The organism is Bacillus sp. HMSC036E02, from assembly GCF_001836235.1.
Taxonomy (GTDB): domain Bacteria; phylum Bacillota; class Bacilli; order Bacillales; family Bacillaceae_G; genus Bacillus_A; species Bacillus_A cereus.
The window spans coordinates 99,323-124,882 of record NZ_KV827850.1; the positions used below are offsets into that span (position 1 = coordinate 99,323).

A 25,560-nucleotide genomic window follows, 5' to 3' on the forward strand; every position below is an offset into this window, starting at 1 on the left:
TAAAAATTTCTCATAAAAAAATAGAAGCATTTCTGCTTCTATTTTTTAAGGCTTCACATCTAAGTTCTGTAAAAATAAAGTTGCTGTTACGTAACGCTTTGCTAACATTTGTACATAAGCGGTATGTACAGAAAGGGTCGCAATGATAATAGCGTTACGAATTGCTTCGCGTTGTTCGTTATTAATTTGATCGAACTTGCTTGCGATTTTATCAGCTTTTTCTTTTACGATGTTTTCAATTGTATGAACTGTATCTGTTGCATTTAGTTGTAAGCAATTCCCTTGATTGAGTTCTTCAAATAGAGAAGAGTATGCTACATATAAATGAACAGGATTGATTAAATCATCACTTCGATCGGCTGGGTCATTAACGATAAGGCGTAATAGCTTACGAATGGATTCAAAATCAAGTGCTGTTTTTAAATCTTCGACAATGAACAGTAAGGCTGCTTGTTCAATCGAATATTTTTTCCCTTTTTGAGGAGAGCCAATCATTTCTTTTATATCTCGTTTCACCCAGTTTTGCATAGCAGTTACAGAGAAACTTGTGTTTTCAATCTGATTGCCAAGCGCAACTATTTCATTTAAAGAAAAACCGACATCAGTATCGTCAATTTTAATCAGTTTTTCAAAAATAGGTGAAAGTGCGGTAGTAATAAAAGCTGTAACGCTTTGTCCGCTTTCAATATCTTTTTTATGTGACTTTGCCCAAGCTTCTTGTAAAATACCGAGAGGCTTTTTCGTATTCCATCCTCTTAGTGATAGAAGAAGGGTAGCCATTTCGTTTCGTGTGAGATGAAATGTTTCCATCTTTTCACCTCCAAAATAATAAAAAGTTCTTATGAACTTATAATATGTTTTGTTTCATTTAAAGTCAATTCTGTTTTGCTTAATTTTTCCTTTGTCACCAAACTGTTGAAAGTAAATAATACTTGCATATTTCGACAAAAGTTCATATAATAAGTTCATAAGAACCTTTAAAATGTTCTTAAAAATAAATCTATCATTCTGAATTTACTAGAAAGATAGATTTCACATATATCTATATAAAAGGAGAATGGATATAATATGTTGAAAAAACTTGTAGCAGTAATGACAGCATTCATGGTTATCTTTGGGGCTAGCAGCTTTATGTTCGTAGATCATGCAGCAGCGAAAAGTTACAAATCTGGTAAAAAATCATTTACACCAAGTTCAGGTCAAAAGTCAAAAGTTGATTTAAACAAAAAAGACTCAAATGTAAATTCTCAAAAAACGACTCCAGATTCAAAAACGAAAGCAACAAACACAGCACCAAAAAGTAATAAAGGAAGCTTTATGAAAGGTTTATTACTAGGTGGTCTTGGTGGTTTACTAATGGGTAGCTTATTTGCAAATATGGGAGCTCTTGGTTCTGTATTAGCATTTATGGTAAATATGTTAGTAATGGCTGGTATCGTAATGTTAGCAGTTCGTGCATTTAAATACTTCAAAGACCAACGTAAAAAGAAGGCAGATGAAGTAGCATGGAAACAATAAAAATTTCTGAACAAGAATTAATAAATGCGCTTTGCGTATATATAGCTGAAAAAAGACAAGTGGGTCCAGAAGAAGTGTTAGTTGAACTCATGTATGACGATAACTACGGTTTCTCTGCGGAAGTAGAGGTAAATGGTCGCCAGCAAATTTTAATTCAAGCAAACTTAATCGAAGCATTACGCTTATTGCTTGACAGAGAATATAATGTCAATTCATTCGCAGCGAGATTACAACTTGAATTAGATGATGAAGAAGGTATTTACGCATTAGCGAAATTTAATAGTGATGAACAATAAGACTGTTAGGGCTTTATGCTCTAGCAGTTTTTTATTTTAATTTCTATTTTTAGTATGTTTCCTATTTTAGGATAAAATTCAATTTTTAATAAACCGATGAATTGGTAAAAATATGTTATTCTTATTAAGAATGTTTTATGTTAATAGGAGGATATTATGAAAAAGAAATTATTAGCAACAATTGCTGCGGTATGTTTATCTTTAACTGCTTGTAATTCAACGGAGCAAACAAAAGATGTACAAGCGAATGAAAAAAAAGATAAGAATACTGAACAGCAAACAGCAACAACTAGCCCGAAAGCTAAAGAGATAAAAGAAAAAAGTGCAGTGGAGAGATTATCACAAGATCATAGTGTTTCGTTAGAAGGTGATGGTGCGAATTCTTCTGATTTTTTTGAGTTAAAATCCGGATTTGTTATTGCGGAAGTAGAACATACAGGAGAAAGTAATGCAATTCTAGAGTTAAAAGATGAACAAGGTAATGACTCTGGTTCACTTTCGAATTTTATTGGTAATGGAAAAGAAAAACGTGTAGTTTTATTAAACAAGAGTGGAAAATATTTTATTAATCCAATGGCAGATGGTCACTGGAAAGTGAATATGTCTCAGTCTATTCCAATAGATAAAGTAGTAACAGCTCCAGGAACAATTAGTGGTCACGGATCTGATGTTGTTTTTGTGAAACTTGAAAAAGGTTTGAAAGAATTGCATGGTGTACATAAGAATGGTGAAAGTAATTTTGTAGTGGATTTAAACGATAGCATGATATTTAATGAAATTGGTGCTGCCGATACTACGAAAAAAGTACCTGTAAAAGAAAATGGTATACATATATTCACTATTCAAGCTGATGGTGATTGGACAATCGAAGTGAAATAATTTGAAAAGCTCTCCTTATGTTTTTGATAAGGGGAGCTTTTTGACAAATAAGTCTTATTAAATAATTTCTTGTTGTTTATAGAAATCTTTATCATTTGTTTGGAATTTATGCCATAAATCATTCATCTTTCGTCTACCGATATCTACCATCGGATTAAACTGAATTGCAGCTTTCTGACGAACAGAGTGAACGTTTTGAATGGCGTGATATAATTGTTGGTCGACTATATCACGTTTTTTGCTTGCATATTTAGCAATAGATAGACCTGCAACTGTTCCTTGCGCCATCGCAATTTTTCCGCTTTCAATGCCTGTAATATTGCCAGCTACAAATAAACCAGGAAGAGGAGTTTCCATTGTTTCGGAATGGAGAGGAACGTGTCCACCTAATTCTGAAATGTAATGGAAGGGACAACCAGCTACAGCTGCAAGTTCGGCAAGTGGGTATAATCCCCCGGCAATACAAACAAAATCTGCTTCATATATTTTCTCTGATCCATTAATAACATTTCCTTTAGAGTCAATATTAGCAACACGTACACCTTCAACTTGATCTGTTCCGATAATTTCAAGAGCTGCTTTCCGAAGGTGAAGTGGCGTTCCGTTTATTTTCATTCCGCTGTTTGGATAGAATGTTAATCCAGCTTTTCGAATCCAATCATATTTCATAAAGTGGCTACCTATTCGTAAAATAGCAGAAGGAGCGAGATGTGCTGCATTTAAAAGAGAGTTTAAAACTTCTTCAGGTTCACCAGCTTTTTGACTTAACTCGCTTTTTTCAGGGAGTACAATATGATCCACTGTAATTCCCGCTAATTGCAATTCACTTAAAATGGCGAAAGACAAAATGTTAGCACCAATAATAATTCCTTTTTTTCCAACTTGCACGCGATGAACATTTGTCATAACTTGAGCTGCTCCAATTGACATCACTCCTGGAAGTGTCCAGCCAGGAAGGGGAATAGAATATTCCGCAGCTCCAGTAGCAAGTAGTACGAAAGGTGCTTCTAACGTACCGATATTAGTATGTACAAACCAATTGTTTTCATCTCTATCTAAATTATAGACCGAAACACCGCACCTGATATGTACTGAAAGTGATTCTGCTTCTTCATGAAGTCGCTTCGATTCTTTTATTCCGTTCCACCATTCTCCAGTAGGCTCTTGATGCAACTGTCCTAACAATCTCCCGCCCGGCTTCATAAATTCATCAATAACGAGCACTTTTAGTCCGAAACGAGCACAAGAAATAGAAGCAGATAATCCCGCTGGCCCTGCACCAATAATAATTACATCACTCATTGTTTTTTCACCATCTCTCTCACGATATTCGGATGCTGTTTCCCGCTTTCAACAACCATGTTTTCTTCTACAACAGTTAAGCATGCGCGTACATTTGTTTGATTATTTACTGTCATGCGGCATTCGGAACAGTGTCCGATATTACAATAAATACCTCGCGGTGTTCCGCTATCTTCATGAACTCTTACTGTCCTAATTCCATTTGCTAACAGGGCAGCAGCTATCGTTTCATGTTCATATGCTCCGTATTGATGACCGTTAAATTGAAAGGTAATACGCTCACTACTTTGTAAAGTACCTAAAATAGGGTGATGTGTAATTCTACTCATTTACTTTCACCTACCGATCCAAAAGTAACTGCACGTATTGGTGGTTGATATTTTAACGGTAGTTCATTAAGAGTTACGTCAGGATTCGCATTTTCAATCATTCGATCTATCATTATTCTGCATGTGCGACCACCGCAAAATCCCATGCCAGCACGTGTTCTTAGTTTTAATTCTCTTGCCGAGCAGTTATATTCAGCAATTGTCGATTGAAGTTGCCCATATGTAACCTCTTCACAACGACAAACGATTAAGTTGTTTTTATTTGTCATGTGTATTCCTCCTCTAGTTCGGTTTTCACAAATTATATATGCAAAAATCATGCCAATATAGAGGAGGGAGAGAGGGCTACCTGTAAACGCCTGATCGGTGCATACTGCTTCTTTATTGAAGTCCAAGTTTCTTTAAACGGTTATATAAAGTAGCCCTTGTTACGCCAAGTTGTTTTGCGCATTCTAATTTATTCCCATTTAAAATTCGTAAAGCCCTTTCAATAACTTTTTTTTCATGCTCATCCATCTCTTCTTGTAAAGAAAGGATTGTATTATTGTTGCTGAGTAATAGGGAATGGGCTGTATGGTTGTCTAAAGTTTCAGTCGTATGAAATGGTAAATATTCTTGTTTTATAATTCCGTCTGTTGCGAATACCACAAGCCGTTCAACAACGTTTCGAAGTTCGCGAATATTACCTGGCCAATTGTAATGAAGCAGTTCATGCATAATGCTTGAAGGTAAGTCACGAATTGGTCTGTTATAGTTGATTGAAAAATCGTTTAAGAAAGAATAGGTTAATTCAATAATATCCTCGCGTCTTTCGCGCAGCGGTGGAATCTGCAAGCTAACTACATTTAAGCGGTAATATAAATCTTCTCGGAAAGTTCCTTTTCTCATTTCTTCTTGTAAATCACGATTTGTAGCAGCGATAATACGGAAATCAATATTAATTTCTTTTTCACCACCAACTCGGTAATACTTTCGCTCTTGCAGTACACGTAACAGTTTTACTTGCATATCAAGTGGCATTTCACCTATTTCATCAAGAAATAAAGTACCGCCTTGCGCGAGTTCAATTTTACCTTTTTTTCCTTTACTATTTGCTCCAGAAAACGCCCCACGCTCGTAACCGAATAATTCACTTTCAAATAATGCTTCTGGAATTGCCCCGCAGTTAATCGAAATGAAAGGCGCCTTCGCTGCTTCACTTGCTTCATGAATTGCTTTCGCAAATACTTCTTTTCCAACTCCGCTTTCCCCAAGTATTAAAACAGTTGATTTCACCGAACAAACTTTTCTAGCTAATTGTATCGTTCTTTGTATAACAGGACTTTTTCCATTCATCGCAAGGAATGGATCGGATTCATCTTTATACTTTGCCACTTCTTGTTCTAAACGGTGCATTTCATGTGACATATTAAATAGTTTTTCATTTAAAGCCACTTGATTTGTAACATCTGTTTCTGAAACGACTGCTCCTATAATTTCATCATTACAATAAACTGGATTTGAATTAATTAATACGAATAAATCGGGACGAGGCTGATGGAACTGAGCGACTATGCTTTTTCCATCATGTAAAGATTGTAAAATTTCCAAGTCTTTATAATCAAAAAAACGAGTAATCGGTTGCCCAATAATCTCATTATGGTTGACTGAAAATATTTTTTCAGCACCATCTGTCCAAGTTCGAACGCATTCTTTACTATCAATTACTGTAACAGAAGAGTCAGTTGTTTGTATTACAGTGTCATAAAATGACTGTAGTTCATTGTAGGACTTATAAAGAAATGGAATCATTTGCTGAGAAGTTATACAGCATATCGGCTCATCGTTTTCGTTAAGGATGATAACAGCTAATTCATAAGAAAAAGCGTCAATTAATGCAGTGAATGAGTCATCTACATAAATAATTGCGCAATTATATTCTTCTGTAGTAGAAGGGAGGTAATAAAACCTTTCGTTTATTTTCTTAATGCGATCAAGGCTACATGTATGATTGATTAAAACGCTTTCCAAAAATTCTTGTATAGTCGGAAATGAGAATTCCATAATGTCCTCCTGTTATGTATAAAAATTTTGACAGTGATAAAAAAATAATACACCTATTTACTATGAATTTAAAATATTTTTACAAATAAAAATATTATTTATAAAAATTGTATATGTACAGAATTGGCACGTCAATTGCATAAAAAGAAAGTGAGAGGGCTAGGAAAGGAGGAGTATATTGTGAGGCATTGCGACGTTTTAATTATAGGTGGTGGAATAATAGGGTGTTCTATCGCTTATTACACTTCAAAATACGGAAGAGACGTAACAATCATTGAAAAAGGGGAATTTGTCAGCGGGACGTCTTCACGGTGTGATGGGAATATTTTGGCCATTGATAAAGACCCGGGATTTGATAGTCAAATGTCTTTAGTAAGTCAAAAATTAGTAACTGATTTAAGTGAAGAATTAGAGCATTCATTTGAATATAGGGCACCAGGAAGTATTCTCGTATGTGAGTCAGACGAAGAGATGGAAGCTGCGCAGCAATGGGTAAATCGGCAACAAGAAGCTGGATTACCGTTTCGAATGCTTGATAGGCAAGATATAAGGGAAGAGTCGCCTTTTTTTGCTGATGATTTATTAGGCGGTTTAGAATGTGCGACGGATTCAACTGTGAATCCATATCTCCTTGCTTTCTCGCTTCTGTCAGAGGCACAAAAGTTTGGCGCAAAAGCTTTTAAGCAGACGGAAGTAAAGAGTATGGAAATAGAGACGGATGGTTCATTTGTTGTAGAAACTACGAATGGAACTTTTACAGCACAACAAGTTGTAAATGCAGCCGGTGTGTGGGCTCCTAAGATTGGTCAGATGTTAAATATAAATATACCAATTGAACCGAGAAAAGGGCATATTATTGTAGCTTCAAGGCAACAACACGTAGGATGCCGTAAAGTAATGGAATTCGGTTATTTAATTTCTAAATTTGGCGGAAAACGAAAAGTGGATGCTTTAACTGAAAAATACGGGGTTGCGCTCGTATTTGAGCCTACTGAAAGTCAAAATTTCTTAATTGGTAGTAGTCGTGAATTTGTAGGATTTCATACGAGGATAAATAATGAAGTCATTAAATGTATCGCAAATAGAGCAATTCGTTTTTATCCGAAAATGGCAGATATGATGGTAATTCGTTCTTACGCTGGTTTACGTCCGTGGACAGAAGATCATTTACCGATTATTTCACGAGTGGAACATATTCCGAATTATTTCATTGCCGCTGGACATGAAGGTGATGGGATTAGTCTTGCAGCAGTTACTGGAAAAGTAATTGAAGAGTTATTAAATGAAAAAGAGACAATTATTCCTATTGAACCACTTCGTTTGAGTCGTTTTACAGAAAGGGTGTTAAACGAATGAGGTCACAAAGAGTCTTTACGACGATTGATACACACACAGGTGGGAATCCAACGAGGACATTAATTAGTGGACTTCCAAAGTTGATTGGAGAGACGATGGCAGAGAAGATGTTACATATGAAAAAGGAGTATGATTCGATTCGAAAATTGTTAATGAATGAACCGCGTGGTCATGATGTAATGTCAGGAGCATTATTAACAGACCCGTGTCATCCTGAGGCTGATATAGGTGTTATATACATAGAGACAGGTGGATATTTACCGATGTGTGGTCACGATACAATCGGTGTATGTACAGCGTTAGTTGAATCGGGTTTAATTCCGGTAGTTGAACCGATTACTTCTTTAAAACTAGATACACCGGCTGGCTTAGTTGAAGTAGATATTGCTGTTCAAGATGGAAAAGCAAAAGAAGTATCTTTCTGTAACATACCAGCTTTTTTATTGAAAAATATTACTGTACAAGTGAAAGACATTGGAACTATAGAGGCTAATATTGCGTATGGAGGGAATTTTTATGCCATTATTGATGCGAAATCAGTAGGTCTAGAATTAGTACCAGAAAATGCATCTACAATCATCGATAAGGCGATTCATATAAGGAACACAATTAATGAGAAGTTTGAAATCACTCATCCAGAGTATTCGTTTATAAGAGGATTAACACATGTTGAATTTTATACAGATCCTACTCATGAATGTGCGCATGTGAAAAATACAGTTGTTGTACCACCAGGCGGAATAGATCGATCTCCATGCGGTACAGGAACATCTGCGAAGCTAGCTGTATTATACGCTCAGAAAGAAATCGAGATTGGTGAAGAGTTCATTCATGAGAGTATCGTTGGTTCTTTATTTAAAGGATATGTCATGAATACGACACATGTTAAAAATATTGAAGCTGTCATAACGAAAATTACGGGATCAGCTTGGCTTATGGGTATGCATAGATTTTTTTACAATGAAATGGATCCACTTAAAGAAGGATTTTTGCTAATTCCGCCGATGGAACATGAAACGGAGGATATAAAATGAACATTCAAAAAATGTATACAGCAGTAGACGTACATGTAAATGGCGAGGCATTTCGTGTAATGAAAGATGTACCATGCAAATACTACTACAGTTTGGAGCAATTAAATGAACAATTTTCAGGTGAATTAGCAGAAGAGATGAAGCTTTTATTAAATGAACCACGTGGTTTTATCGGTTTGAATGGTTGTATTGTCGTTTCATCTATCTATAATGAAGTGGATGCAGCTGTATTATTTTTTAATCATGAAGGTTCGGTTCCGCTTCATTATGGAGGCATTGTTGCAGTAATAACGATGTTACTCGAAAGTGGGTATTTAAAAAAGAGAGAGTCCAATCAATACAAAATTGAAACGTTATGTGGAATATTTTTAGTTCATGCGTATGTAGAGAATGATGAAGTTATATCGGTTTCGTTTGAAAGCAAACTATGCTATATGATTGAGAAAAATTTACAGGTTGGTAATGTAAGTTATTCTCTTATACAAGCAGATAAAGTATATGCAGTTGTAGAAAAAGGTGCGTATTCGCCAGAAATTCGCATGGAAAACATTTCTGAATTGAAAAGATGGGGAGAAGCTACACTGCAGGCTATACAAAAACAGTCGCTAATAAAAAGGCTTATTTTAGTAGATCCTTCGCAAAAAGAAAAGAACCATATAAAATCGATTACATTTCATGAAGATAACTTTATCGTACGTTCGCCAGGTTTTGTTTCTACTATTGTTTCCTATGTTCATGCGTTATTTAAAAATGATTATATGGCGGATAAACCTTTTAAAAATGAAAGTATATTTAATAGTTTTATAACTGTGGAGAAAGTGAAGAAGGAGGAACTAGGATACATTTTCCGTTTTGAAAGTAGAGGGTTTATTACAGGGATGCAGACGTTTCTATTAGACCCTACGGATCTGTTTCCGGCAGGTTTCTTATTAAAATAAAATGTGATAGGGAGAGATAAATATGCAAAAAATTAAAGGGGCATTTCCAGTATTAATAACACCGATGGATGAATTTCAGGAAATTAATTGGGATGGGGTAAAGCAAAATGTAAATTACTTTATCGAACAAAACGTTGCAGGTATCATCATTAATGGAAGTACAGGAGAATTTGTAAGTTTATCAAAAGAAGAACGATTTAAAATGGTAGCAACTGTGTTGAAAGAAATTGATGGCCGTATTCCAGTTATTGTTGGAACTGCAGCAGAGACGACGAAAGAAACAATTGAATATACGAAACATGCAGAAGCGCACGGAGCAGATTGTGCATTAATTATAAACTCTTACTATTGTAAACCGAAGGAAGAGGAGATTTATTTTCATTTTAAAGAAATCTCAAACTCTGTAAATATACCAATTATGTTATACAATAATCCATTTACTTCTGGTGTTGATATGAGTACAGAGCTAATGCTCCGTATTGGAAAAGAGTGTGGAAATGTTACACATATTAAAGAATCTAGCGGAGATATTCGAAAAGCGAGAGATTTAGTAAGACAAAGTGAAGGGGCTTTCCAAGTCTTCTGTGGTTCTGAAGATTTAGTTATGGAATCATATTTAGTTGGTGCCTCGGGATGGGTTTCAGTAGCAGGAAATATTGTTCCCGGTCTCGTTACAAAAATGTATGAGCATTTTCAAAATGGTGAATTAGAAAAGGCGTGGGAAATAAACGATGCTATTTTACCACTTTGCGAGTTTCTTGAAGGATCAGGGAAATATGTTCAAATCGTTAAACGTTCTATGGAATTACATGGGCAAGCGGGAGGACCTTCTCGCTATCCAAGACTAGGGTTAACTGTAGAAGAAGATCAAAAGCTTCAAACGATTTTATCAAATATTGCAGCTCATGCAGCTGTTTAAATAAGGAGGAGAACATAATGTTAAAGACAAATATTGAGCTGAAACCAAAAGTGGAAGCGTTTTTAAATGAAGAAATTAAAATGTTTATTAATGGCGAATTTGTTTCTGCTATTGGCGGAAAGACGTTTGAAACGTACAATCCAGCAACAGAAGAGGTTCTAGCAGTCGTATGTGAAGCGCAAGAAGAGGATATTGATGCTGCAGTAAAAGCGGCAAGATCTGCATTTGAATCTGGCCCGTGGGCAGAAATGGCTACTGCTGAAAGAGCGCATCTTATTTATAAATTAGCAGATTTAATTGAAGAACATAGAGAAGAATTAGCGCAACTAGAAGCTTTAGATAATGGAAAGCCATATCAAGTAGCACTTGATGATGATATTTCAGCGACTGTAGAAAATTATCGTTATTACGCAGGATGGGCTACAAAAATTATTGGGCAAACAATCCCGATTTCAAAAGATTACTTGAATTATACGAGACATGAACCTGTTGGTGTTGTAGGACAAATTATTCCGTGGAATTTTCCGCTTGTTATGTCTTCTTGGAAAATGGGAGCTGCACTGGCGACAGGTTGTACGATTGTATTAAAGCCAGCAGAGCAAACGCCTTTATCTTTACTATATACAGCGAAACTCTTTAAAGAGGCTGGATTTCCAAACGGCGTTGTAAACTTTGTATCAGGCTTTGGTCCTGAAGCAGGGGCTGCAATTGTAAATCATCATGACATTGATAAAGTTGCTTTTACAGGATCTACTGTTACAGGAAAATATATTATGCGTCAATCTGCAGAAATGATTAAGCATGTAACGTTAGAGCTTGGCGGAAAATCACCAAATATCATTTTAGAAGATGCGGACTTGGAAGAAGCGATAAATGGTGCATTCCAAGGTATTATGTATAATCACGGTCAAAATTGTAGCGCAGGATCACGTGTATTTGTTCATCGTAAACATTATGAAACTGTAGTAGATGCACTTGTGAAAATGGCGAACAACGTAAAACTTGGAGCAGGTATGGAGAAAGGAACGGAAATGGGTCCACTCGTATCTAAGAAACAACAAGAGCGTGTGTTAAATTACATTGAGCAAGGGAAGAAAGAAGGTGCTACAGTTGCGGCTGGTGGCGAACGTGCGCTTGAAAAAGGTTATTTCGTTAAGCCAACTATATTCACAGATGTTACAGACAATATGACAATCGTTAAGGAAGAAATATTTGGACCAGTTGTTGTCGTACTTCCATTTGATTCGACAGAAGAAGTAATTGAACGAGCGAACAACTCATCCTATGGCCTTGCTGCGGGTGTATGGACGCAAAATATCAAAACGGGTCATCAAGTAGCAAATAAATTAAAAGCAGGAACAGTGTGGATTAATGATTATAACTTGGAAAATGCAGCTACACCATTTGGTGGATATAAACAATCTGGTATTGGCCGCGAATTAGGTTCATATGCGCTTGATAATTATACAGAAGTGAAAAGTGTTTGGGTAAATATAAAGTAATAGGGCGTTTTACTGATAAAAATTGAGGGATGAAATAATGAAAGATGCGGACAACTAGAAAGTTTGATAATAGTTGTCCGTTTTTTTTATATACAAAATTGCTTTTCCAAAGAATGATAAGGGGGATTTGGATGGAGAATTTAGTAGAATGGTTAGTAGGGCAAGTGTGGAGTATCGGTTTAGTTGTTTTTGCATTAGGGGCAGGCGTATATTTCACGATTGCAACACGCTTTTTGCAAATCCGTTATTTTAAAGAGATGATTAAACTATTATTTGAAGGAAAGAGTTCAGAGACGGGAATATCATCTTTTCAGGCATTTTGTTTAGCCTTATCAGGAAGAGTTGGAATTGGTAATATTGCAGGGGTAGCGACAGCAATTGCTTTCGGCGGTCCTGGAGCTGTATTTTGGATGTGGGTAATGGCTTTGTTAGGGGCAGCGAGCGCGTTTGTAGAATCAACATTATCTCAAGTATACAAAAGTAAAGTAGGGAATGAATATCGCGGCGGTACTCCATATTTCATTGAGAAAGGTTTGAAAATGAAATGGTTTGCAGTCATTGTAGCAGTAGTTGTAACACTTTCATATGGCGTGTTATTACCAGGTATTCAATCTAGTAGTATCGCAGTTGGATTTGAAAACTCTAATGGTATTAGCAAATATATAACTGGTATATTTTTAGTCATGTTACTAGCAGCAATTATTTTTGGTGGTGTAAAGAGAATTGCTGGCGTTTCTCAAATGCTTGTTCCATTTATGGCAATTGGTTATGTAATTGTTACATGTATCATATTAATTGCGAATGTAACGGAGATTCCAAGGATGTTTGCTTTAATTTTCTCTAGCGCATTTGGTGTAAATGAAATGTTTGGTGGAATTGTTGGTGCAGCTATTGCATGGGGCGTAAAACGCGCTGTATTTTCAAACGTTGCTGGTGTCGGAGAAGCGACGTATAGTTCGGCGGCTGCTGAAGTATCGCATCCCGCAAAACAAGGATTAGTTCAAGCGTTTTCCGTATATATCGATACAATTGTCGTATGTACAGCGACAGCTCTTATGATTTTAATAACAGGTATGTATAATGTTATACCTGAAGGGAAAACCGCCATTGTACAAAACATAGGAAATGTGGAAGCTGGTCCAATTTATACACAACAAGCAGTTGAAACTGTGATAACAGGGTTTGGTCCAATATTTATTTCAATTGCGATTTTCTTTTTTGCATTTACAACGTTACTCGCTTATTACTATATCGCTGAAACGACACTTACTTATTTAGATCGTCAACTGAAATATGGCTGGTTAAAACCAGTTTTAAAATTTGGATTTTTAATTATGGTTTACATCGGTAGCGTTGAATCAGCGTCGCTTTTATGGAATCTTGGAGATTTAGGAATCGGTAGTATGGCATGGTTAAACTTAATCGCAATCTTACTTTTAAGTAAAACCGCATTAAAAGTGTTAAAAGATTATGAAACGCAGAAAAAAGAAGGGAAAGATCCAGTATTTAATCCTAAAAATGTGGGGATTGAAGGATTAACATTTTGGGAAGAAAGAAGTAAAGAGGTTGAAAGAAAAAGTTATTGTAGATGATAATTTAAAATTATAACTTAAATTAACTAAAAATTCTTAATTTAAAAGAAGGTATATTGCCTCCATTTCATCACATACTACAATAAGTATGGATAATATGACTGGAGGGAATAAGATGGAACATGAGCAACATAGTTCGATAAATGATATTCTACATCATTATAAAGAAGGTATAGGTAGTTTTACAAATCAAATTCCTGAAATCGCTGAGACATATAATGCGTTCACGCAAGCTTGTTTTCAAGAGGGTTCTTTAACAAAAAGAGAAAAACAACTTATTGCATTAGGAATTAGTTTAGCAACGCAAGATGAGTATTGTACAATTTATCATACAAAAGGTTGTCTTGATCAAGGATGTTCGGATAAAGAGATTCTAGAAGCATGTGGTGTTTCAGCAGCATTTGCTGGCGGAGCTGCGATGAGTCAAGCGGTAACTTTAGTGCAAGAGTGTTTAACAGAATTGAAAAATCAAAAGCATTGAATAAAAAAACGTTTTAAACTTTATGTTTAAAACGTTTTTTATGTGAAATTAAATTTGAGTATAAAAATTATCTAGGATGGGTTCAATTTATGGTTATACAATAATGGGAGAATTTTAAATTTAGTAGGAATGAGAAATAACAACTATTTATTTAATTTTAAGGTTTTGTAAAAAGCTTCAATTGCTTCATATAATCAATGGCTTTTGTTTTATTTTTCTGTTTAGAAACATAATGTGCCTCATTAAAATCTCTATAGTAACTGTTAACTACTTCTTCAGAAAGAGCACCGTCAGAGATAGCTCTTTTAACCGCGCAGTTTGGTTCGTTTGTATGTGAACAGTTAGAAAATTTACATCTCATAGAAATCTTTTTTATATCTTCATATCCAAATTCAAAATTCCCCTCAAGGTTTATCAAGTCAAATCCTATTTTACTAATAAGAAATCCCTCCATTTTTGAAAGAGTCTTTTAGAAACATAAATACAAATTTTATCGTTTTCAATTTGTATTTACTTTAATATTCTATATCTTCATAAATAGATTTTTCTACATCAGGAAGAACTGTGTATATACTCTTACCGATTAAAGCTTCTAATTCTTTCTTAATCGCATAAAACCCTTTCCAATGTAAAGATGTATGAGATGTTGTACCATGACGCAAACCAACAGAAATTAATCTTCTTTCCAGCGTAGTAAAGCCATCCGCATCAGCAAGAGCGTCACAAAGAGTAATTACTTTATTGTATAAGTCGTAGTTACAATGTTCATTTAATATTTCAACTAATCGGCTTCTCATATGGTCAGGAACGAGACTCCATTCTGCTGCGATATCTATATGTTCATTTTTGCATGGGAATGAGTGTGTCACACAAATAACAGCGTTTCCTGTATACCCTAAATCATTCATATACATATAACCATCATAGGAATGAATGACCGATTTGGTAAAACCTTTGTATCTTCCGATATCATGCAAAAGGGCAGCGTTATATGCTATGTCAGCATCTAGCTTGTACCCTTTTTTTATAAGTTCTATAATTATGTTTTCAGTTGCATGAGCAACATGTAGTGAATGTTCAAACCAAGGGCCCGGGTTTTGTTCATATGCCCATTCGAGTAATTCTTTTGCGTACGTTCTATCTAATATATATTTCATATCGTTATCCTTTCACAAAAAATCATATCTTAACTATAAATTCCTCTTATTATTTCATTATTCCTTCTTTAAAAATTGTTACAATGAAACAAAAGGGGGAAAAGTAATGCGAAATTTAGTAATTGAAGAAATTAAGAAACTAGAAAATGATATAGAAGAACTTTCGAAACTTTTGAAAATGGTTGTAAATGATGGGGCATCAATTGGTTTTTTGCCTCCACTGGAACAAAAAGATGCAACAAAGTATTGGCAAACAGTATTAGCGCCAGAAGTGATATTGTATGTGGCTAAAATAAACAACGAAGTAGCAGGGAGTATTCAATTACAATTAGTTACTAAGCCTAACGGAATTCATAGAGCTGAGATTTGCAAATTAATGACTCATCCAAACTTTAGACGAAACGGTATTGGACGATTGCTTATGCAAAAAGCAGAGGAACGAGCAAAGCAAGAAAACAGGTCTCTTTTAGTATTAGATACTAGAGAAGGAGATCCTTCCAATAAATTGTACAAATCACTAGACTACCAAGAAGTTGGAACAATACCAGGGTATGCAATTTCTCCGAATGGAAAGTTAGATGCTACGGTTCTTTATTATAAAAACATTTAAGTTATAATCAAACGGGGAGAGTGCTTGATTATTAGTAAGTGAATAATAAACGACTATTTTTAACACCGTCTATATTTTTCTGGCGGTGTTAAAATAGTTAATTATAATCTAATTAACGCACTAAATGAATTTGAGAAAGTTTTTAGAGGGTTCTTTTAGTAATGATTCTCGTCTTATAATAAATGTAGAGAAGATGACTAGCCAACTATAGTTATTTTCGCTTTATTATGGGAAGGGGATGAAAGTATGAAAAAGAATAGTTTACAAAAGATGAAGAAAGTTATTTTAAGTGGTGGCGTATTACTTACGGGATTATTAACATTTGGATTTTCAGAAAAGGCTTCAGCTCATGGATATGTAGAATCACCAGCGAGCCGATCTTATTTATGTAAGCAAGGGGTAAATGTAAATTGTGGACCAATTCAATATGAACCTCAAAGCGTAGAAGGAATAGGTGGATTTCCGCAACTAGGACCTTCTGATGGACAAATTGCAGGGGCTGGTCATTTTCCCGCTTTAGATGTTCAAACTGTAGATAGGTGGAAGAAAGTTACGTTAAATGGCGGGACGAATACATTCAAGTGGAAACTAACGGCTCCTCATAGTACGAAAGAGTGGAAATACTATATTACGAAAAAAGGTTGGAATCCCAATAAACCTTTGACGCGATCAGATTTAGATTTAGTGCCATTCTATGTGAAAAATGACGGTGGAGCTAGACCAGGGACAACAGTAACGCACGAAGCGAATGTACCAACTGACCGTAGTGGATACCATCTTATTTTAGCTGTTTGGGAAATTGCAGACACTGGAAATGCGTTTTATCAAGTTATAGATGTAAACCTTTTGAATAATGGCTTATCCTCAAAATTCGCTTTTAACAATGTAGTGCAAGCTCCTACACTATTTTAATTGAAACATACATTTCGATCATCTAATTCATTTTAGATGATTTTTTTTATGAAAATGATGAAAAATATAGAAGAAAGTGCAATTATTTATAAAAAAATATGCTTTAAATATTGTCATATTTGCTTCTTTAAGATATCCTTTTCATGAAGAGGTGGAAAACATGGAAAAAGTACTAGTTTTCGGGCATAAAAACCCAGATACAGATGCAATTTGTTCTGCAATTGCTTATGCAGAATTGAAAAAAGAATTAGGAATGAATGCTGAGCCTGTACGTTTAGGCGAAATCAGCGGTGAAACTCAATTTGCGTTAGACTATTTTAAAGTAGAAGGACCGCGTTTTGTTGAGACAGTAGCAAGCGAAGTGGACAACGTTATTTTAGTTGACCATAACGAGCGTCAACAAAGTGCTAACGATATCGAATCAGTTCGTGTGTTAGAAGTTATTGACCATCACCGTATTGCTAACTTTGAAACAAGCGATCCTATATACTATCGTTGTGAGCCAGTTGGCTGTACAGCTACAATCTTAAACAAAATGTACAAAGAAAATGGCGTAACAATTCGTAAAGAAGTTGCAGGTTTAATGTTATCTGCAATCATTTCAGATTCTTTACTATTCAAATCTCCAACTTGCACAGAACAAGACGTAGCAGCTGCTCGTGAATTAGCGGAAATCGCTGGTGTAGATGCAGATAAATACGGCTTAGAAATGTTAAAAGCTGGTGCTGACTTAAGCGGAAAAACAATGGAGCAATTAATCTCTCTTGACGCTAAAGAATTCCAAATGGGTAATGCGAAAGTTGAAATCGCACAAGTAAACGCTGTTGATACAAACGACGTTCTTGTACACCAAGCGGAACTTGAAAAAGTAATTTCTGCAGTAGTAGAAGAAAAAGGTTTAGACCTATTCTTATTCGTTGTAACTGATATCTTAACTAACGATTCTGTCGGTCTTGCGATCGGTAAAGCAGCAAACGTTGTTGAGAAAGCATACAACGTATCACTAGAAAACAATACAGCTACTTTAAAAGGTGTTGTATCTCGTAAAAAACAAATCGTACCAGTATTAACAGAAGCATTCCAAGCTTAATCGTATTGCGTACAGATGAACAGTAAGGACAAGTAGTCAGATTGGCTACTTGTCCTTTTTTATTTATAATAAGCAGAAATTTTTAACTTTTAAACAGTCGCATTGTGTATGCTTAATGATATGGAAGTATTGAAAAGTAAATTACAGGGGCTTTTTGAAAAAATATTGCATCTGTTTCAAAATTAGAGAGCTGGATTTCGGAGGAACTGCGTTTAAACGCTGAAATACAGATGTTGCGTTTAACTTTTTAGAAGAAAGGATATAAATTTTTGATTAACGAATTAAAATAAGGATAGTGTTAGCTATCCTTATAATCGTTTATTCGTAAGATTTTTTCTTGTTTATATAAAATGTGATTATCGTAGTAATGAAGAAAATAGGTATCGCATACACTTGCCCAACAAATAACTTCCAGCCGACATAATTATAGCCTTCAGATGCTGGGATGATAACGGAAATAACGCAAACGATAAAATAGACTAATAGTGCAGGGATAATATTTTTCATTTTTATGAACCTCCTTTATTTTTTTATTAATACATACTTGTATTATAATTTAGTTTCATTATTTTGAAGAAAAAATGAAAAAATTTTTATGGTATTATAATATTTGCAATGAGAGTAATCTATAGTACGCATATGGTAAAATGTGTAATTTTAACTTTCAGAATTATTATATAGTATTTCGAGAAAAAAATGTACAAAATAACGAATTTTATTTACCAAAGTAAAGGGAGTAGAAATATATATGAAAAGGCTATGTATCATTCCATGCGGAAAAAAGAAAATTTGGGATAAACATTCAGACTACGGACCGATGGAAGCAAAAGATGTATATATTAGTCCGTTCGGAAAAGCATGTCAGGCGTACGCAACTATGTTTTTCGAAAACTGGGTTATATTATCAGCGAAACATGGATTTTTAAGACCAAGTGATATTGTATTAGAAAACTATGATCTTGCATTTGATTCAAAAAGCGATGAGGTAATAAGTATAGAGCAATTACAAAAACAGATGGTAGATAAAAGTTTACTACAGTTTGACGAAATCGTCTTATTAGCAGGGAAGAAGCATAAAAAAGTAGTGACAAAGTTATATCCAGAAGAAATGATTACATATCCGCTAGAGGGGTGTAAAGGAATTGGGTATATGTTGCAGAGGTTGAAAGAAGCTGTGAAGGAAGGGGAGGAAATATAGGTGTAGTTTCAGTGATTTTAAACTCTATTTATTTAGGGAGCTGAAAAGTAAAATAGAGTTTTTAGGCATCGCCGAAAGGGTGATGCTTTTTGTTCGTGTCGTCATTCATGTAAAAGTAATTTAGAGAATAAATCATTCGATTTATGAAGCGATAGCTTTTTTATATCAAAAACAAATTGCGTCACTTTTAGAAAATGTAGGACGTATGGGCACAGTTAAGATTGTAAGTGGGAATAGCAATAAGACAAGTTTTGAATAAGATATTAAGAAAGGAGATGTTGATGAATAATGGCTAGATATAGTTTGCACGGAGGACACAATAGTATTGTTCAAGGTGCTAATTTCGGAAATCGGAAAGAACACGTTCTAGATAGGCAAGTTAAAGATGCCGTGGCGGCTAAGTTAAGAGCCCTAGGACACACGGTTTATGACGATACGGACGAGGTAGGGGCAACTCAATCACAAAATTTAAATAATATCATTCGGAATAGCAATTCCCATGCTGTGGATTTAGTTATTTCTTTTCATCTTAATGCAAGTGATGGAAATGGACAGGGTGTTGAGGTTTTATATTATGATCAGAAAGATTTGGCGGCTAAAATCTCAGCTCAACTAGCAAAAGATATTGGATGGCGTGATCGAGGTGCGAAACAACGTACAGTTTTAGCAGTATTAAATGGAACGAAGGCACCGGCTATTCTTATTGAATTAGGGTTTATTGATAATGAATCCGACATGGCAAAATGGAATGTTGATAAAATCGCTAATTCTATTGTATTTGCTCTTACAGGACAAACTGGAGGAGGTGCAGCGGATTTGCTCAAAGTAAAAACTGGTGGTGTAGCATTTAGTAATTTACAAGCTTTGGCTCAAGCTATGGTTGATGCGGGTATTGATGGACAAATTGTCGTTCAAAAAGATGGCATTGGTTATGCTATAACGAATGGCTATCCGTCCGGGAATATCGATAAATTTACAGCTTGGTTAGATGCACGTAAATGGTACTATGAGTACGTGAGATAAAAGTAGTTTGCTAAATAAAAATAAGAGCCGTCATGTGACGGTTTTTATTTTTATTTAATCTTTTAACTCTACTTATAATATGGAGAAAATAGACTAATAAACAAGCCTTTGTATACTTTCAAACATAGAATATGATGAATTCTATCAAGGAGGAAGCATATTTATGAGAAATACTTGTCATTGTGGACATTTTCAAGATTGTAATAAATTTTGGGATGATTTAATGTTTGGGAGATGTAGATGTAAGCGCAATGATTTTCACGAGTGTTGTTGCAAAGAGAAACCGAAGTGTGAGTGTGAAAAATGTCATTGTAAAACAAAAGCGAAATGCCATTGTAGGCATGAAGAGGAAGGGTATTAATAATAAAAAAGAGTACGATGCGTACTCTTTTTTGGGGTGATTATATTCCATCTTGAACAGATTTCTTTACAATTACCCATGTGTCTTTCTTTTTAACCGTTATAGCTACATTAGTTCCATTAGATTCCTTATAAAAGATATATCCATTGTTTGAGTTTACATATGTAACTGGTTCACCTATGCAATCTCGCGAGCAGGATTTGTTGACCAATTCAATTAAGGATAGTTCACTTGGATCGGTTTTACTGGCTTCTATAACAGCATCAAGGCTTGTTTTTCGATAGCCTTGCAAGTTTATATGAAAAAGCTGCTCTATTTCTCCTGTAATGCTAGTGTTCATTACTTCTACTGAATTCTTTTTTTCTTGAAGAAAGCCGTTTTCATAAAGTAATTTTGTATAGCCAATCCATGCTATTAACACTAGCATGAAAAACATACCCGTCATTTTAAGTATTCGAAGTCGTTTGCTTATAATTGTTTCTGAGTATTTCATTCACTCTAATCCTCCAATGTTTTTAATTTAAAATATGCTTGGATACATACTTTTAGAAGAGGATGAAAGTTAATGAGTTTTTAATAAAAAAGAAAACATCCAGGGTTAGATGCTTTCTTTTTTTGGTATTTTTGGCTATCTGTTAGTTACTTGTTTCATAAGTGGTCTTATTTCTTTAACTGGTGGTTTCTTATCATAGGCATCAACGTAAGAAAAGTAGTAGTTTAAGTTTCTTAGAAGACCTTTTCCTATTTTTGCACTTAAGAAAGGAAAGACTTGTCCGGTATAATCATCGAGAGATTTACAGTAATATTTTTCATCTAAATATATACTGTATTTACATGTTAGTTCTACTAAAGGATTCCCTTCATCATCAAATACTTCTTTAGAATCAATAATATCTATTAGTGCAAATTTTTCATTTAAGTAAACTTTCTTTTTTTTCTCGTGTTTATTTGTAAGTATAAAAACGAGACCAATCGCGTTAATCAAACTATTTCCTCCTATAAAAAACGGATATTAATAAAATATATCGATATAAGCTAAATGTAAAGAGGAGAGGTGAAATATCATGGAGAGAAAACTAAATAAGCCGATTGGTGAGAGCTGATAATCAGTGGGGGATGAACAAACCCCTCACTGATTAAAGTTTCACTTTATTGAAATACTTGCGGGAATTGTTTTACGATTGCGTTTGTTATCATGTCAGCCATTTCTAATGCTTCTTTTTCAATTTTATCGTAAAGTTTTACTCCTGCTTCATAATCTTTATTTAGGAAGGCAAGTGCTTCTGCTTTCGTTAGTGCTAAATGTTCATAAAACATTTTTCTAAATTCTTCTTTATCTATATATGGGTTGATACTGTTAAGAAATTCAATAATTGCGTCACCATTAGCGTACCATTTTTTCTCTATAGCGGCCGCTGCATTTTGATTACCAGCTTTTGCGGCTTTAACAAGATCCGCTGCAATTACTAAGTGATCTTTAATTAATGCACTATATTTTTTTACTGCATCTTCACCGTAAAATGGTTCAAGTGATAGTCCCATATGTGTTGCGTTTTGTAGAAGTCGTCCAACAGTAACGTTAACATCTGGTAAATTAAATACTATACTTATAATAGCCAATCTCGTCCAAGCGACGTGTTGTTCCCATAAAGAACGCATATATCCTTTTAAAAAATTCTCATTTTTACTAATTCGGTAGTTCCGTACGGATAAATCATAGTTTACATAAGGGTTATGGTAGGGGGAGTAATACGATTGCCAATAAGAATACATAAATAGTAACACTCCTTTGAACATGTATAACTCAAAGTATGATGAAGATTTATTTTTAGTTCCGTGTCCTAGATTATTTTTAGGGAATTTGAAATGGAGAAATTCAATGAATGATGTTGTGATATATATGAATAATTTGAATATAAAGTAAAAGAGGGTCTGCAAGGGAAGTTACAGACCCTCAAAAGGGTATTGCCGAGATGTCGGACTCGACTACGTAATGTTATCATAAAATTCTTTTGAAAAAACCTGGTAAATGTGTCCAAATGAAATTGGGACCTTCATACAGTCAAAGGGACCTGCTTCCCGCGGCAGGCCCCAATAACTAGATAATGTCGATGAGCAAAAAACTCATCTGGAGTACTTTTATAGTAACAAGTAAAATGTGTTTTGTGTATTGAGAAAGAAGAATTGCATAATTATATGTGAACAATTTAACTCCCAACAATTTATGATTATCATTAATTGTTGGGAGTTAAATATGGTTATAAAATGGAGAAAAGATTTGGAAGTGAGATTGAGGTGCATAGAAGTATGTAATTATGAAAAAGACCTGCTAATATAAGCAGGTCAACTTAAGGGGTTTATCCAACAGATTATTATATATGTTAACAACTCAATTGTAGTAAGTCTATATGTTTAATATTGAGAAAACTTCTGTGAATAATATATTTTTTGCGCATATATTAACGTTTAAAAAGTTGAGAAAGAAAATTAAAAAGCTTTTTATAAGAGAATAATGGCTGATACTTATAGTATGATTCATATTTCCACGCATCATTATTAGAGAATTGGAGTTGTTTTGTTTTCGTTTTTGCCGTGATGGACCTCGTATTACGATGTTTCATATAGTAACCTCCTGAATTTATATGTATACGATTAGTAGTATTCAAGAAAGGGAAATAAAATGAACATTTAAATTGAAACTCTTTCTTCTTGTGTACTGGATTTACGTTATAAATGTTGTAAAACATATAAAATAATGATGCTAATTCATATTAAATAAGTGAAGAAACATAGAATAATGAAAAAACAATAAGCATCTAATCATCCCTTTCAAGTCGCATAAGTGATTGATATAATAGAAGTAGATGAAAGATAAAGAAAAGCGGGTGACTCTTTTTTGTTTACTAAAGCACAAGAACTTTTAGCGTCCTACTTTGGTTATTCTTCGTTTCGAAGAGGACAAGATGAAACAATTAAAAATGTACTAGATGGGAAAGATACGGTTTGTATTATGCCAACGGGTGGCGGTAAGTCGATTTGTTATCAAATTCCGGCATTAGTATTTGAAGGAACGACGTTGGTTATATCACCTTTAATATCACTTATGAAGGATCAAGTAGATACATTGGTACAGAATGGCATTTCAGCTACATATATTAATAGTTCTATATCTATTGCAGAAGCAAATCAGCGAATTCAATTAGCGAAACAAGGACATTACAAGTTACTTTATGTGGCGCCTGAGCGTCTTGATTCGATGGAGTTTGTTGACCAACTTATCGATATGAAAATCCCTATGATTGCGATTGATGAAGCACATTGTATTTCACAGTGGGGACATGATTTCCGTCCAAGTTATTTACATATACATCGCATATTAGATTATCTTCCAGAAAAACCGCTCATATTAGCATTAACAGCAACAGCAACACCGCAAGTACGTGATGATATTTGTAACACACTTGAAATTAATCAAGAAAATACAATTATGACAACGTTTGAGCGTGAGAATTTATCGTTTTCTGTCATTAAAGGGCAAGATCGAAATGCATATTTGGCGGATTATATTCGTCAAAATCAAAAGGAATCTGGGATTATATATGCAGCTACTAGAAAAGTAGTCGATCAGTTATATGAAGATTTGATGAAGGCAGGTGTTTCTGTATCAAAATATCATGCTGGTATGAGTGATAGTGATAGAAATGAGCAACAAGAACTCTTTTTACGAGATGAAGTAAGTGTAATGGTAGCAACATCTGCATTCGGGATGGGGATTGATAAATCGAATATTCGTTACGTAATTCATTATCAGCTTCCAAAAAATATGGAAAGTTACTATCAAGAAGCAGGACGTGCTGGTCGTGACGGATTAGATAGTACATGTATATTGTTATATTCTTCTCAAGATGTACAAGTACAGCGTTTTTTAATTGATCAATCAACTGGAGAATCACGTTTTTCAAATGAACTTGAAAAATTGCAAAATATGACCGATTACTGTCATACAGAACAATGTTTACAATCATTCATTTTGCAATACTTTGGAGAAGAACCGAAAGAAGATTGTGGACGCTGTGGTAATTGTACAGACAATCGCGAGAGCATCGATGTGACAAGGGAATCACAAATGGTTTTATCATGCATGATTAGAACCAACCAACGCTTTGGAAAGCAAATGATAGCGCAAGTATTAACTGGGTCGAAAAATAAGAAAGTTATTGAATTTAATTTTCATACTTTACCAACGTATGGGCTTTTATCGAACCGTAGTGTAAAAGAGGTCAGTGAGTTTATTGAGTTTTTAATTTCAGACGAGTTAATTGCAGTTGAACATGGCACTTATCCGACGTTAAAAGTAACTGAAAAAGGGAAAGAAGTATTACTTGGTAAAGAGAATGTTTTACGAAAAGAACGAGTAGAGACAAGACAAATTGTTCAAGACCATCCTTTATTTGAAGCGCTTCGTGAAGTACGTAAAGAAATTGCACAAGGAGAAGGTGTACCTCCGTTCGTTATTTTTTCTGACCAAACATTAAAAGATATGTGTGTGAAAATGCCGCAAAGTGATTCCGAATTGTTGACGGTAAAAGGTATCGGAGAACACAAACTTGTGAAATATGGCTCGCGCTTCTTACAAGCAGTTCAGCATTTTATTGAGGAAAATCCAAATTATGCTGAAACGATTAAGACAGAAGTAGTTTCAGAGCGTAAAAAGTCAGGAAAAGCGTCCGCAAATTCTCATTTAGAAACGTATGAAATGTATAAACAAGGTATTGATTTGAATGAGATTGCAAAAGAACGTAACTTATCAAGACAAACAATCGAAAACCATTTAATTCGCTGCTATGAGGATGGAATGGAAGTAGATTGGCAAAGCTTTGTTCCAGCAGAGTATGAATCTCTTATTGAAACTGCCGTTCAAAATGCAGATGGTGGTCTGAAATCTATTAAAGAACAGCTTCCGAATGAAGTGAGTTACTTTATGATTCGTGCTTATTTACAAATAAGAAAGTAGAGGCAT

The 25,560-nt window shown here is 34.7% G+C and carries 29 protein-coding genes; 17 read left to right on the top strand and 12 right to left on the bottom strand.

Going from position 1 to position 25,560, the window contains the following annotated elements:
* Positions 1 to 45 precede the first annotated feature (45 nt).
* Complete coding sequence (locus HMPREF2590_RS14625; RefSeq protein ID WP_000447231.1) at positions 46 to 810, bottom strand: DUF1836 domain-containing protein; 765 nt, start codon at positions 808 to 810, stop codon at positions 46 to 48.
* Positions 811 to 1,068: 258 nt separating this feature from the next.
* On the opposite strand from HMPREF2590_RS14625, the gene HMPREF2590_RS14630 reads away from it, so the two are divergent.
* The 3 genes from HMPREF2590_RS14630 (at position 1,069) to HMPREF2590_RS14640 (ending at position 2,693) form a co-directional block, all read left to right on the top strand.
* Positions 1,069 to 1,518, top strand: a complete 450-nt coding sequence (locus tag HMPREF2590_RS14630) for a hypothetical protein (RefSeq protein WP_000914478.1) — start codon at positions 1,069 to 1,071, stop codon at positions 1,516 to 1,518.
* Complete coding sequence (locus HMPREF2590_RS14635; protein ID WP_000447766.1) at positions 1,506 to 1,814, top strand: YxcD family protein; 309 nt, start codon at positions 1,506 to 1,508, stop codon at positions 1,812 to 1,814. Before HMPREF2590_RS14630 ends, HMPREF2590_RS14635 begins: the two co-directional genes overlap by 13 nt.
* 156 nt (positions 1,815 to 1,970) lie before the next feature.
* A complete protein-coding gene (locus tag HMPREF2590_RS14640; RefSeq protein ID WP_000727976.1) occupies positions 1,971 to 2,693 on the top strand; it encodes a hypothetical protein in 723 nt (240 codons plus the stop codon).
* 57 nt (positions 2,694 to 2,750) lie between these two features.
* On the opposite strand, the gene HMPREF2590_RS14645 is transcribed toward HMPREF2590_RS14640, so the two are convergent.
* The 4 genes from HMPREF2590_RS14645 to HMPREF2590_RS14660 all read right to left on the bottom strand — a co-directional run bounded on the left by HMPREF2590_RS14645 (position 2,751) and on the right by HMPREF2590_RS14660 (position 6,367).
* Positions 2,751 to 3,995 carry an NAD(P)/FAD-dependent oxidoreductase gene (locus HMPREF2590_RS14645; protein ID WP_001286104.1) on the bottom strand — a complete coding sequence of 415 codons (1,245 nt, stop codon included), beginning with the start codon at positions 3,993 to 3,995 and terminating at the stop codon, positions 2,751 to 2,753.
* On the bottom strand, positions 3,992 to 4,324 hold the full coding sequence (locus HMPREF2590_RS14650) for a (2Fe-2S)-binding protein (RefSeq protein ID WP_000087069.1): 333 nt from the start codon (positions 4,322 to 4,324) through the stop codon (positions 3,992 to 3,994). Before HMPREF2590_RS14650 ends, HMPREF2590_RS14645 begins: the two co-directional genes overlap by 4 nt.
* Positions 4,321 to 4,593 carry a (2Fe-2S)-binding protein gene (locus tag HMPREF2590_RS14655; RefSeq protein WP_000182619.1) on the bottom strand — a complete coding sequence of 91 codons (273 nt, stop codon included), beginning with the start codon at positions 4,591 to 4,593 and terminating at the stop codon, positions 4,321 to 4,323. The genes HMPREF2590_RS14650 and HMPREF2590_RS14655 overlap by 4 nt, the downstream gene beginning before the upstream one ends.
* Positions 4,594 to 4,705: 112 nt before the next feature.
* Positions 4,706 to 6,367, bottom strand: coding sequence for a sigma-54 interaction domain-containing protein (locus HMPREF2590_RS14660; protein ID WP_000395824.1), 1,662 nt, complete (start codon positions 6,365 to 6,367; stop codon positions 4,706 to 4,708).
* A 180-nt stretch (positions 6,368 to 6,547) separates the two neighbouring features.
* Between HMPREF2590_RS14660 and HMPREF2590_RS14665 the strand changes: the two genes are divergently transcribed.
* From HMPREF2590_RS14665 to HMPREF2590_RS14695, 7 genes are all read left to right on the top strand, one after another.
* Positions 6,548 to 7,723, top strand: a complete 1,176-nt coding sequence (locus HMPREF2590_RS14665) for an NAD(P)/FAD-dependent oxidoreductase (protein WP_001215268.1) — start codon at positions 6,548 to 6,550, stop codon at positions 7,721 to 7,723.
* Positions 7,720 to 8,757 carry a proline racemase family protein gene (locus HMPREF2590_RS14670; protein ID WP_001257522.1) on the top strand — a complete coding sequence of 346 codons (1,038 nt, stop codon included), beginning with the start codon at positions 7,720 to 7,722 and terminating at the stop codon, positions 8,755 to 8,757. The genes HMPREF2590_RS14665 and HMPREF2590_RS14670 overlap by 4 nt, the downstream gene beginning before the upstream one ends.
* The gene (locus tag HMPREF2590_RS14675; protein WP_001025574.1) at positions 8,754 to 9,695 is read left to right on the top strand and encodes a proline racemase family protein; all 942 of its coding nucleotides are present in this window, start codon (positions 8,754 to 8,756) and stop codon (positions 9,693 to 9,695) included. The genes HMPREF2590_RS14670 and HMPREF2590_RS14675 overlap by 4 nt, the downstream gene beginning before the upstream one ends.
* 22 nt (positions 9,696 to 9,717) lie before the next feature.
* Positions 9,718 to 10,614 (top strand): 4-hydroxy-tetrahydrodipicolinate synthase, encoded by an 897-nt coding sequence (gene dapA / locus HMPREF2590_RS14680; protein WP_001169460.1) that lies wholly within the window; start codon positions 9,718 to 9,720, stop codon positions 10,612 to 10,614.
* A 17-nt stretch (positions 10,615 to 10,631) separates the two neighbouring features.
* Positions 10,632 to 12,116, top strand: coding sequence for an aldehyde dehydrogenase family protein (locus HMPREF2590_RS14685; RefSeq protein ID WP_000920983.1), 1,485 nt, complete (start codon positions 10,632 to 10,634; stop codon positions 12,114 to 12,116).
* Positions 12,117 to 12,247: 131 nt separating this feature from the next.
* Entirely contained in the window at positions 12,248 to 13,708 is a 1,461-nt protein-coding gene (locus tag HMPREF2590_RS14690; protein ID WP_002005223.1) for an alanine/glycine:cation symporter family protein, read from the top strand.
* An 88-nt stretch (positions 13,709 to 13,796) separates the two neighbouring features.
* On the top strand, positions 13,797 to 14,189 hold the full coding sequence (locus tag HMPREF2590_RS14695) for a carboxymuconolactone decarboxylase family protein (RefSeq protein WP_002005224.1): 393 nt from the start codon (positions 13,797 to 13,799) through the stop codon (positions 14,187 to 14,189).
* 157 nt (positions 14,190 to 14,346) lie between these two features.
* Here HMPREF2590_RS14695 and HMPREF2590_RS14700 read toward each other — a convergent pair whose 3' ends face one another.
* Both HMPREF2590_RS14700 and HMPREF2590_RS14705 read right to left on the bottom strand, forming a co-directional pair.
* The gene (locus HMPREF2590_RS14700; protein WP_000398281.1) at positions 14,347 to 14,643 is read right to left on the bottom strand and encodes a P-loop NTPase family protein; all 297 of its coding nucleotides are present in this window, start codon (positions 14,641 to 14,643) and stop codon (positions 14,347 to 14,349) included.
* Between the two features lie 61 nt (positions 14,644 to 14,704).
* Positions 14,705 to 15,346 carry an HD domain-containing protein gene (locus HMPREF2590_RS14705; protein WP_000874109.1) on the bottom strand — a complete coding sequence of 214 codons (642 nt, stop codon included), beginning with the start codon at positions 15,344 to 15,346 and terminating at the stop codon, positions 14,705 to 14,707.
* Between the two features lie 106 nt (positions 15,347 to 15,452).
* On the opposite strand from HMPREF2590_RS14705, the gene HMPREF2590_RS14710 reads away from it, so the two are divergent.
* The 3 genes from HMPREF2590_RS14710 (at position 15,453) to ppaC (ending at position 17,958) form a co-directional block, all read left to right on the top strand.
* Positions 15,453 to 15,956: a GNAT family N-acetyltransferase gene (locus tag HMPREF2590_RS14710; RefSeq protein ID WP_050821892.1), complete on the top strand. Its 504-nt coding sequence runs from the start codon at positions 15,453 to 15,455 to the stop codon at positions 15,954 to 15,956.
* A gap of 246 nt (positions 15,957 to 16,202) precedes the next feature.
* Positions 16,203 to 16,868: a lytic polysaccharide monooxygenase gene (locus HMPREF2590_RS14715; RefSeq protein ID WP_000742278.1), complete on the top strand. Its 666-nt coding sequence runs from the start codon at positions 16,203 to 16,205 to the stop codon at positions 16,866 to 16,868.
* 160 nt (positions 16,869 to 17,028) lie between these two features.
* Complete coding sequence (ppaC, locus tag HMPREF2590_RS14720; RefSeq protein ID WP_000416862.1) at positions 17,029 to 17,958, top strand: manganese-dependent inorganic pyrophosphatase; 930 nt, start codon at positions 17,029 to 17,031, stop codon at positions 17,956 to 17,958.
* A 318-nt stretch (positions 17,959 to 18,276) separates the two neighbouring features.
* On the opposite strand, the gene HMPREF2590_RS14725 is transcribed toward ppaC, so the two are convergent.
* On the bottom strand, positions 18,277 to 18,465 hold the full coding sequence (locus HMPREF2590_RS14725; protein WP_000789486.1) for a DUF4017 family protein: 189 nt from the start codon (positions 18,463 to 18,465) through the stop codon (positions 18,277 to 18,279).
* 241 nt (positions 18,466 to 18,706) lie between these two features.
* Between HMPREF2590_RS14725 and HMPREF2590_RS14730 the strand changes: the two genes are divergently transcribed.
* The 3 genes from HMPREF2590_RS14730 to HMPREF2590_RS30370 all read left to right on the top strand — a co-directional run bounded on the left by HMPREF2590_RS14730 (position 18,707) and on the right by HMPREF2590_RS30370 (position 20,580).
* Entirely contained in the window at positions 18,707 to 19,156 is a 450-nt protein-coding gene (locus HMPREF2590_RS14730) for a DUF6884 domain-containing protein (protein ID WP_000824872.1), read from the top strand.
* Between the two features lie 288 nt (positions 19,157 to 19,444).
* Positions 19,445 to 20,179 (top strand): N-acetylmuramoyl-L-alanine amidase, encoded by a 735-nt coding sequence (locus tag HMPREF2590_RS14735; RefSeq protein ID WP_000135283.1) that lies wholly within the window; start codon positions 19,445 to 19,447, stop codon positions 20,177 to 20,179.
* Positions 20,180 to 20,406: 227 nt separating this feature from the next.
* A complete protein-coding gene (locus HMPREF2590_RS30370; protein WP_000503012.1) occupies positions 20,407 to 20,580 on the top strand; it encodes a hypothetical protein in 174 nt (57 codons plus the stop codon).
* Here the strand turns inward: HMPREF2590_RS30370 and HMPREF2590_RS14740 are convergent, their stop codons facing one another.
* The 4 genes from HMPREF2590_RS14740 to HMPREF2590_RS30375 form a co-directional block, all read right to left on the bottom strand.
* Complete coding sequence (locus HMPREF2590_RS14740) at positions 20,581 to 21,033, bottom strand: hypothetical protein (RefSeq protein ID WP_000877572.1); 453 nt, start codon at positions 21,031 to 21,033, stop codon at positions 20,581 to 20,583.
* 135 nt (positions 21,034 to 21,168) lie between these two features.
* Positions 21,169 to 21,525, bottom strand: a complete 357-nt coding sequence (locus tag HMPREF2590_RS14745) for a hypothetical protein (RefSeq protein ID WP_000606231.1) — start codon at positions 21,523 to 21,525, stop codon at positions 21,169 to 21,171.
* Positions 21,526 to 21,689: 164 nt separating this feature from the next.
* Entirely contained in the window at positions 21,690 to 22,313 is a 624-nt protein-coding gene (locus tag HMPREF2590_RS14750; RefSeq protein ID WP_000287727.1) for a hypothetical protein, read from the bottom strand.
* Positions 22,314 to 22,999: 686 nt separating this feature from the next.
* Entirely contained in the window at positions 23,000 to 23,161 is a 162-nt protein-coding gene (locus tag HMPREF2590_RS30375) for a hypothetical protein (RefSeq protein WP_000682746.1), read from the bottom strand.
* A gap of 275 nt (positions 23,162 to 23,436) precedes the next feature.
* Between HMPREF2590_RS30375 and recQ the strand changes: the two genes are divergently transcribed.
* Positions 23,437 to 25,554, top strand: a complete 2,118-nt coding sequence (recQ, locus tag HMPREF2590_RS14760) for a DNA helicase RecQ (RefSeq protein WP_000494257.1) — start codon at positions 23,437 to 23,439, stop codon at positions 25,552 to 25,554.
* Positions 25,555 to 25,560 lie beyond the last annotated feature (6 nt).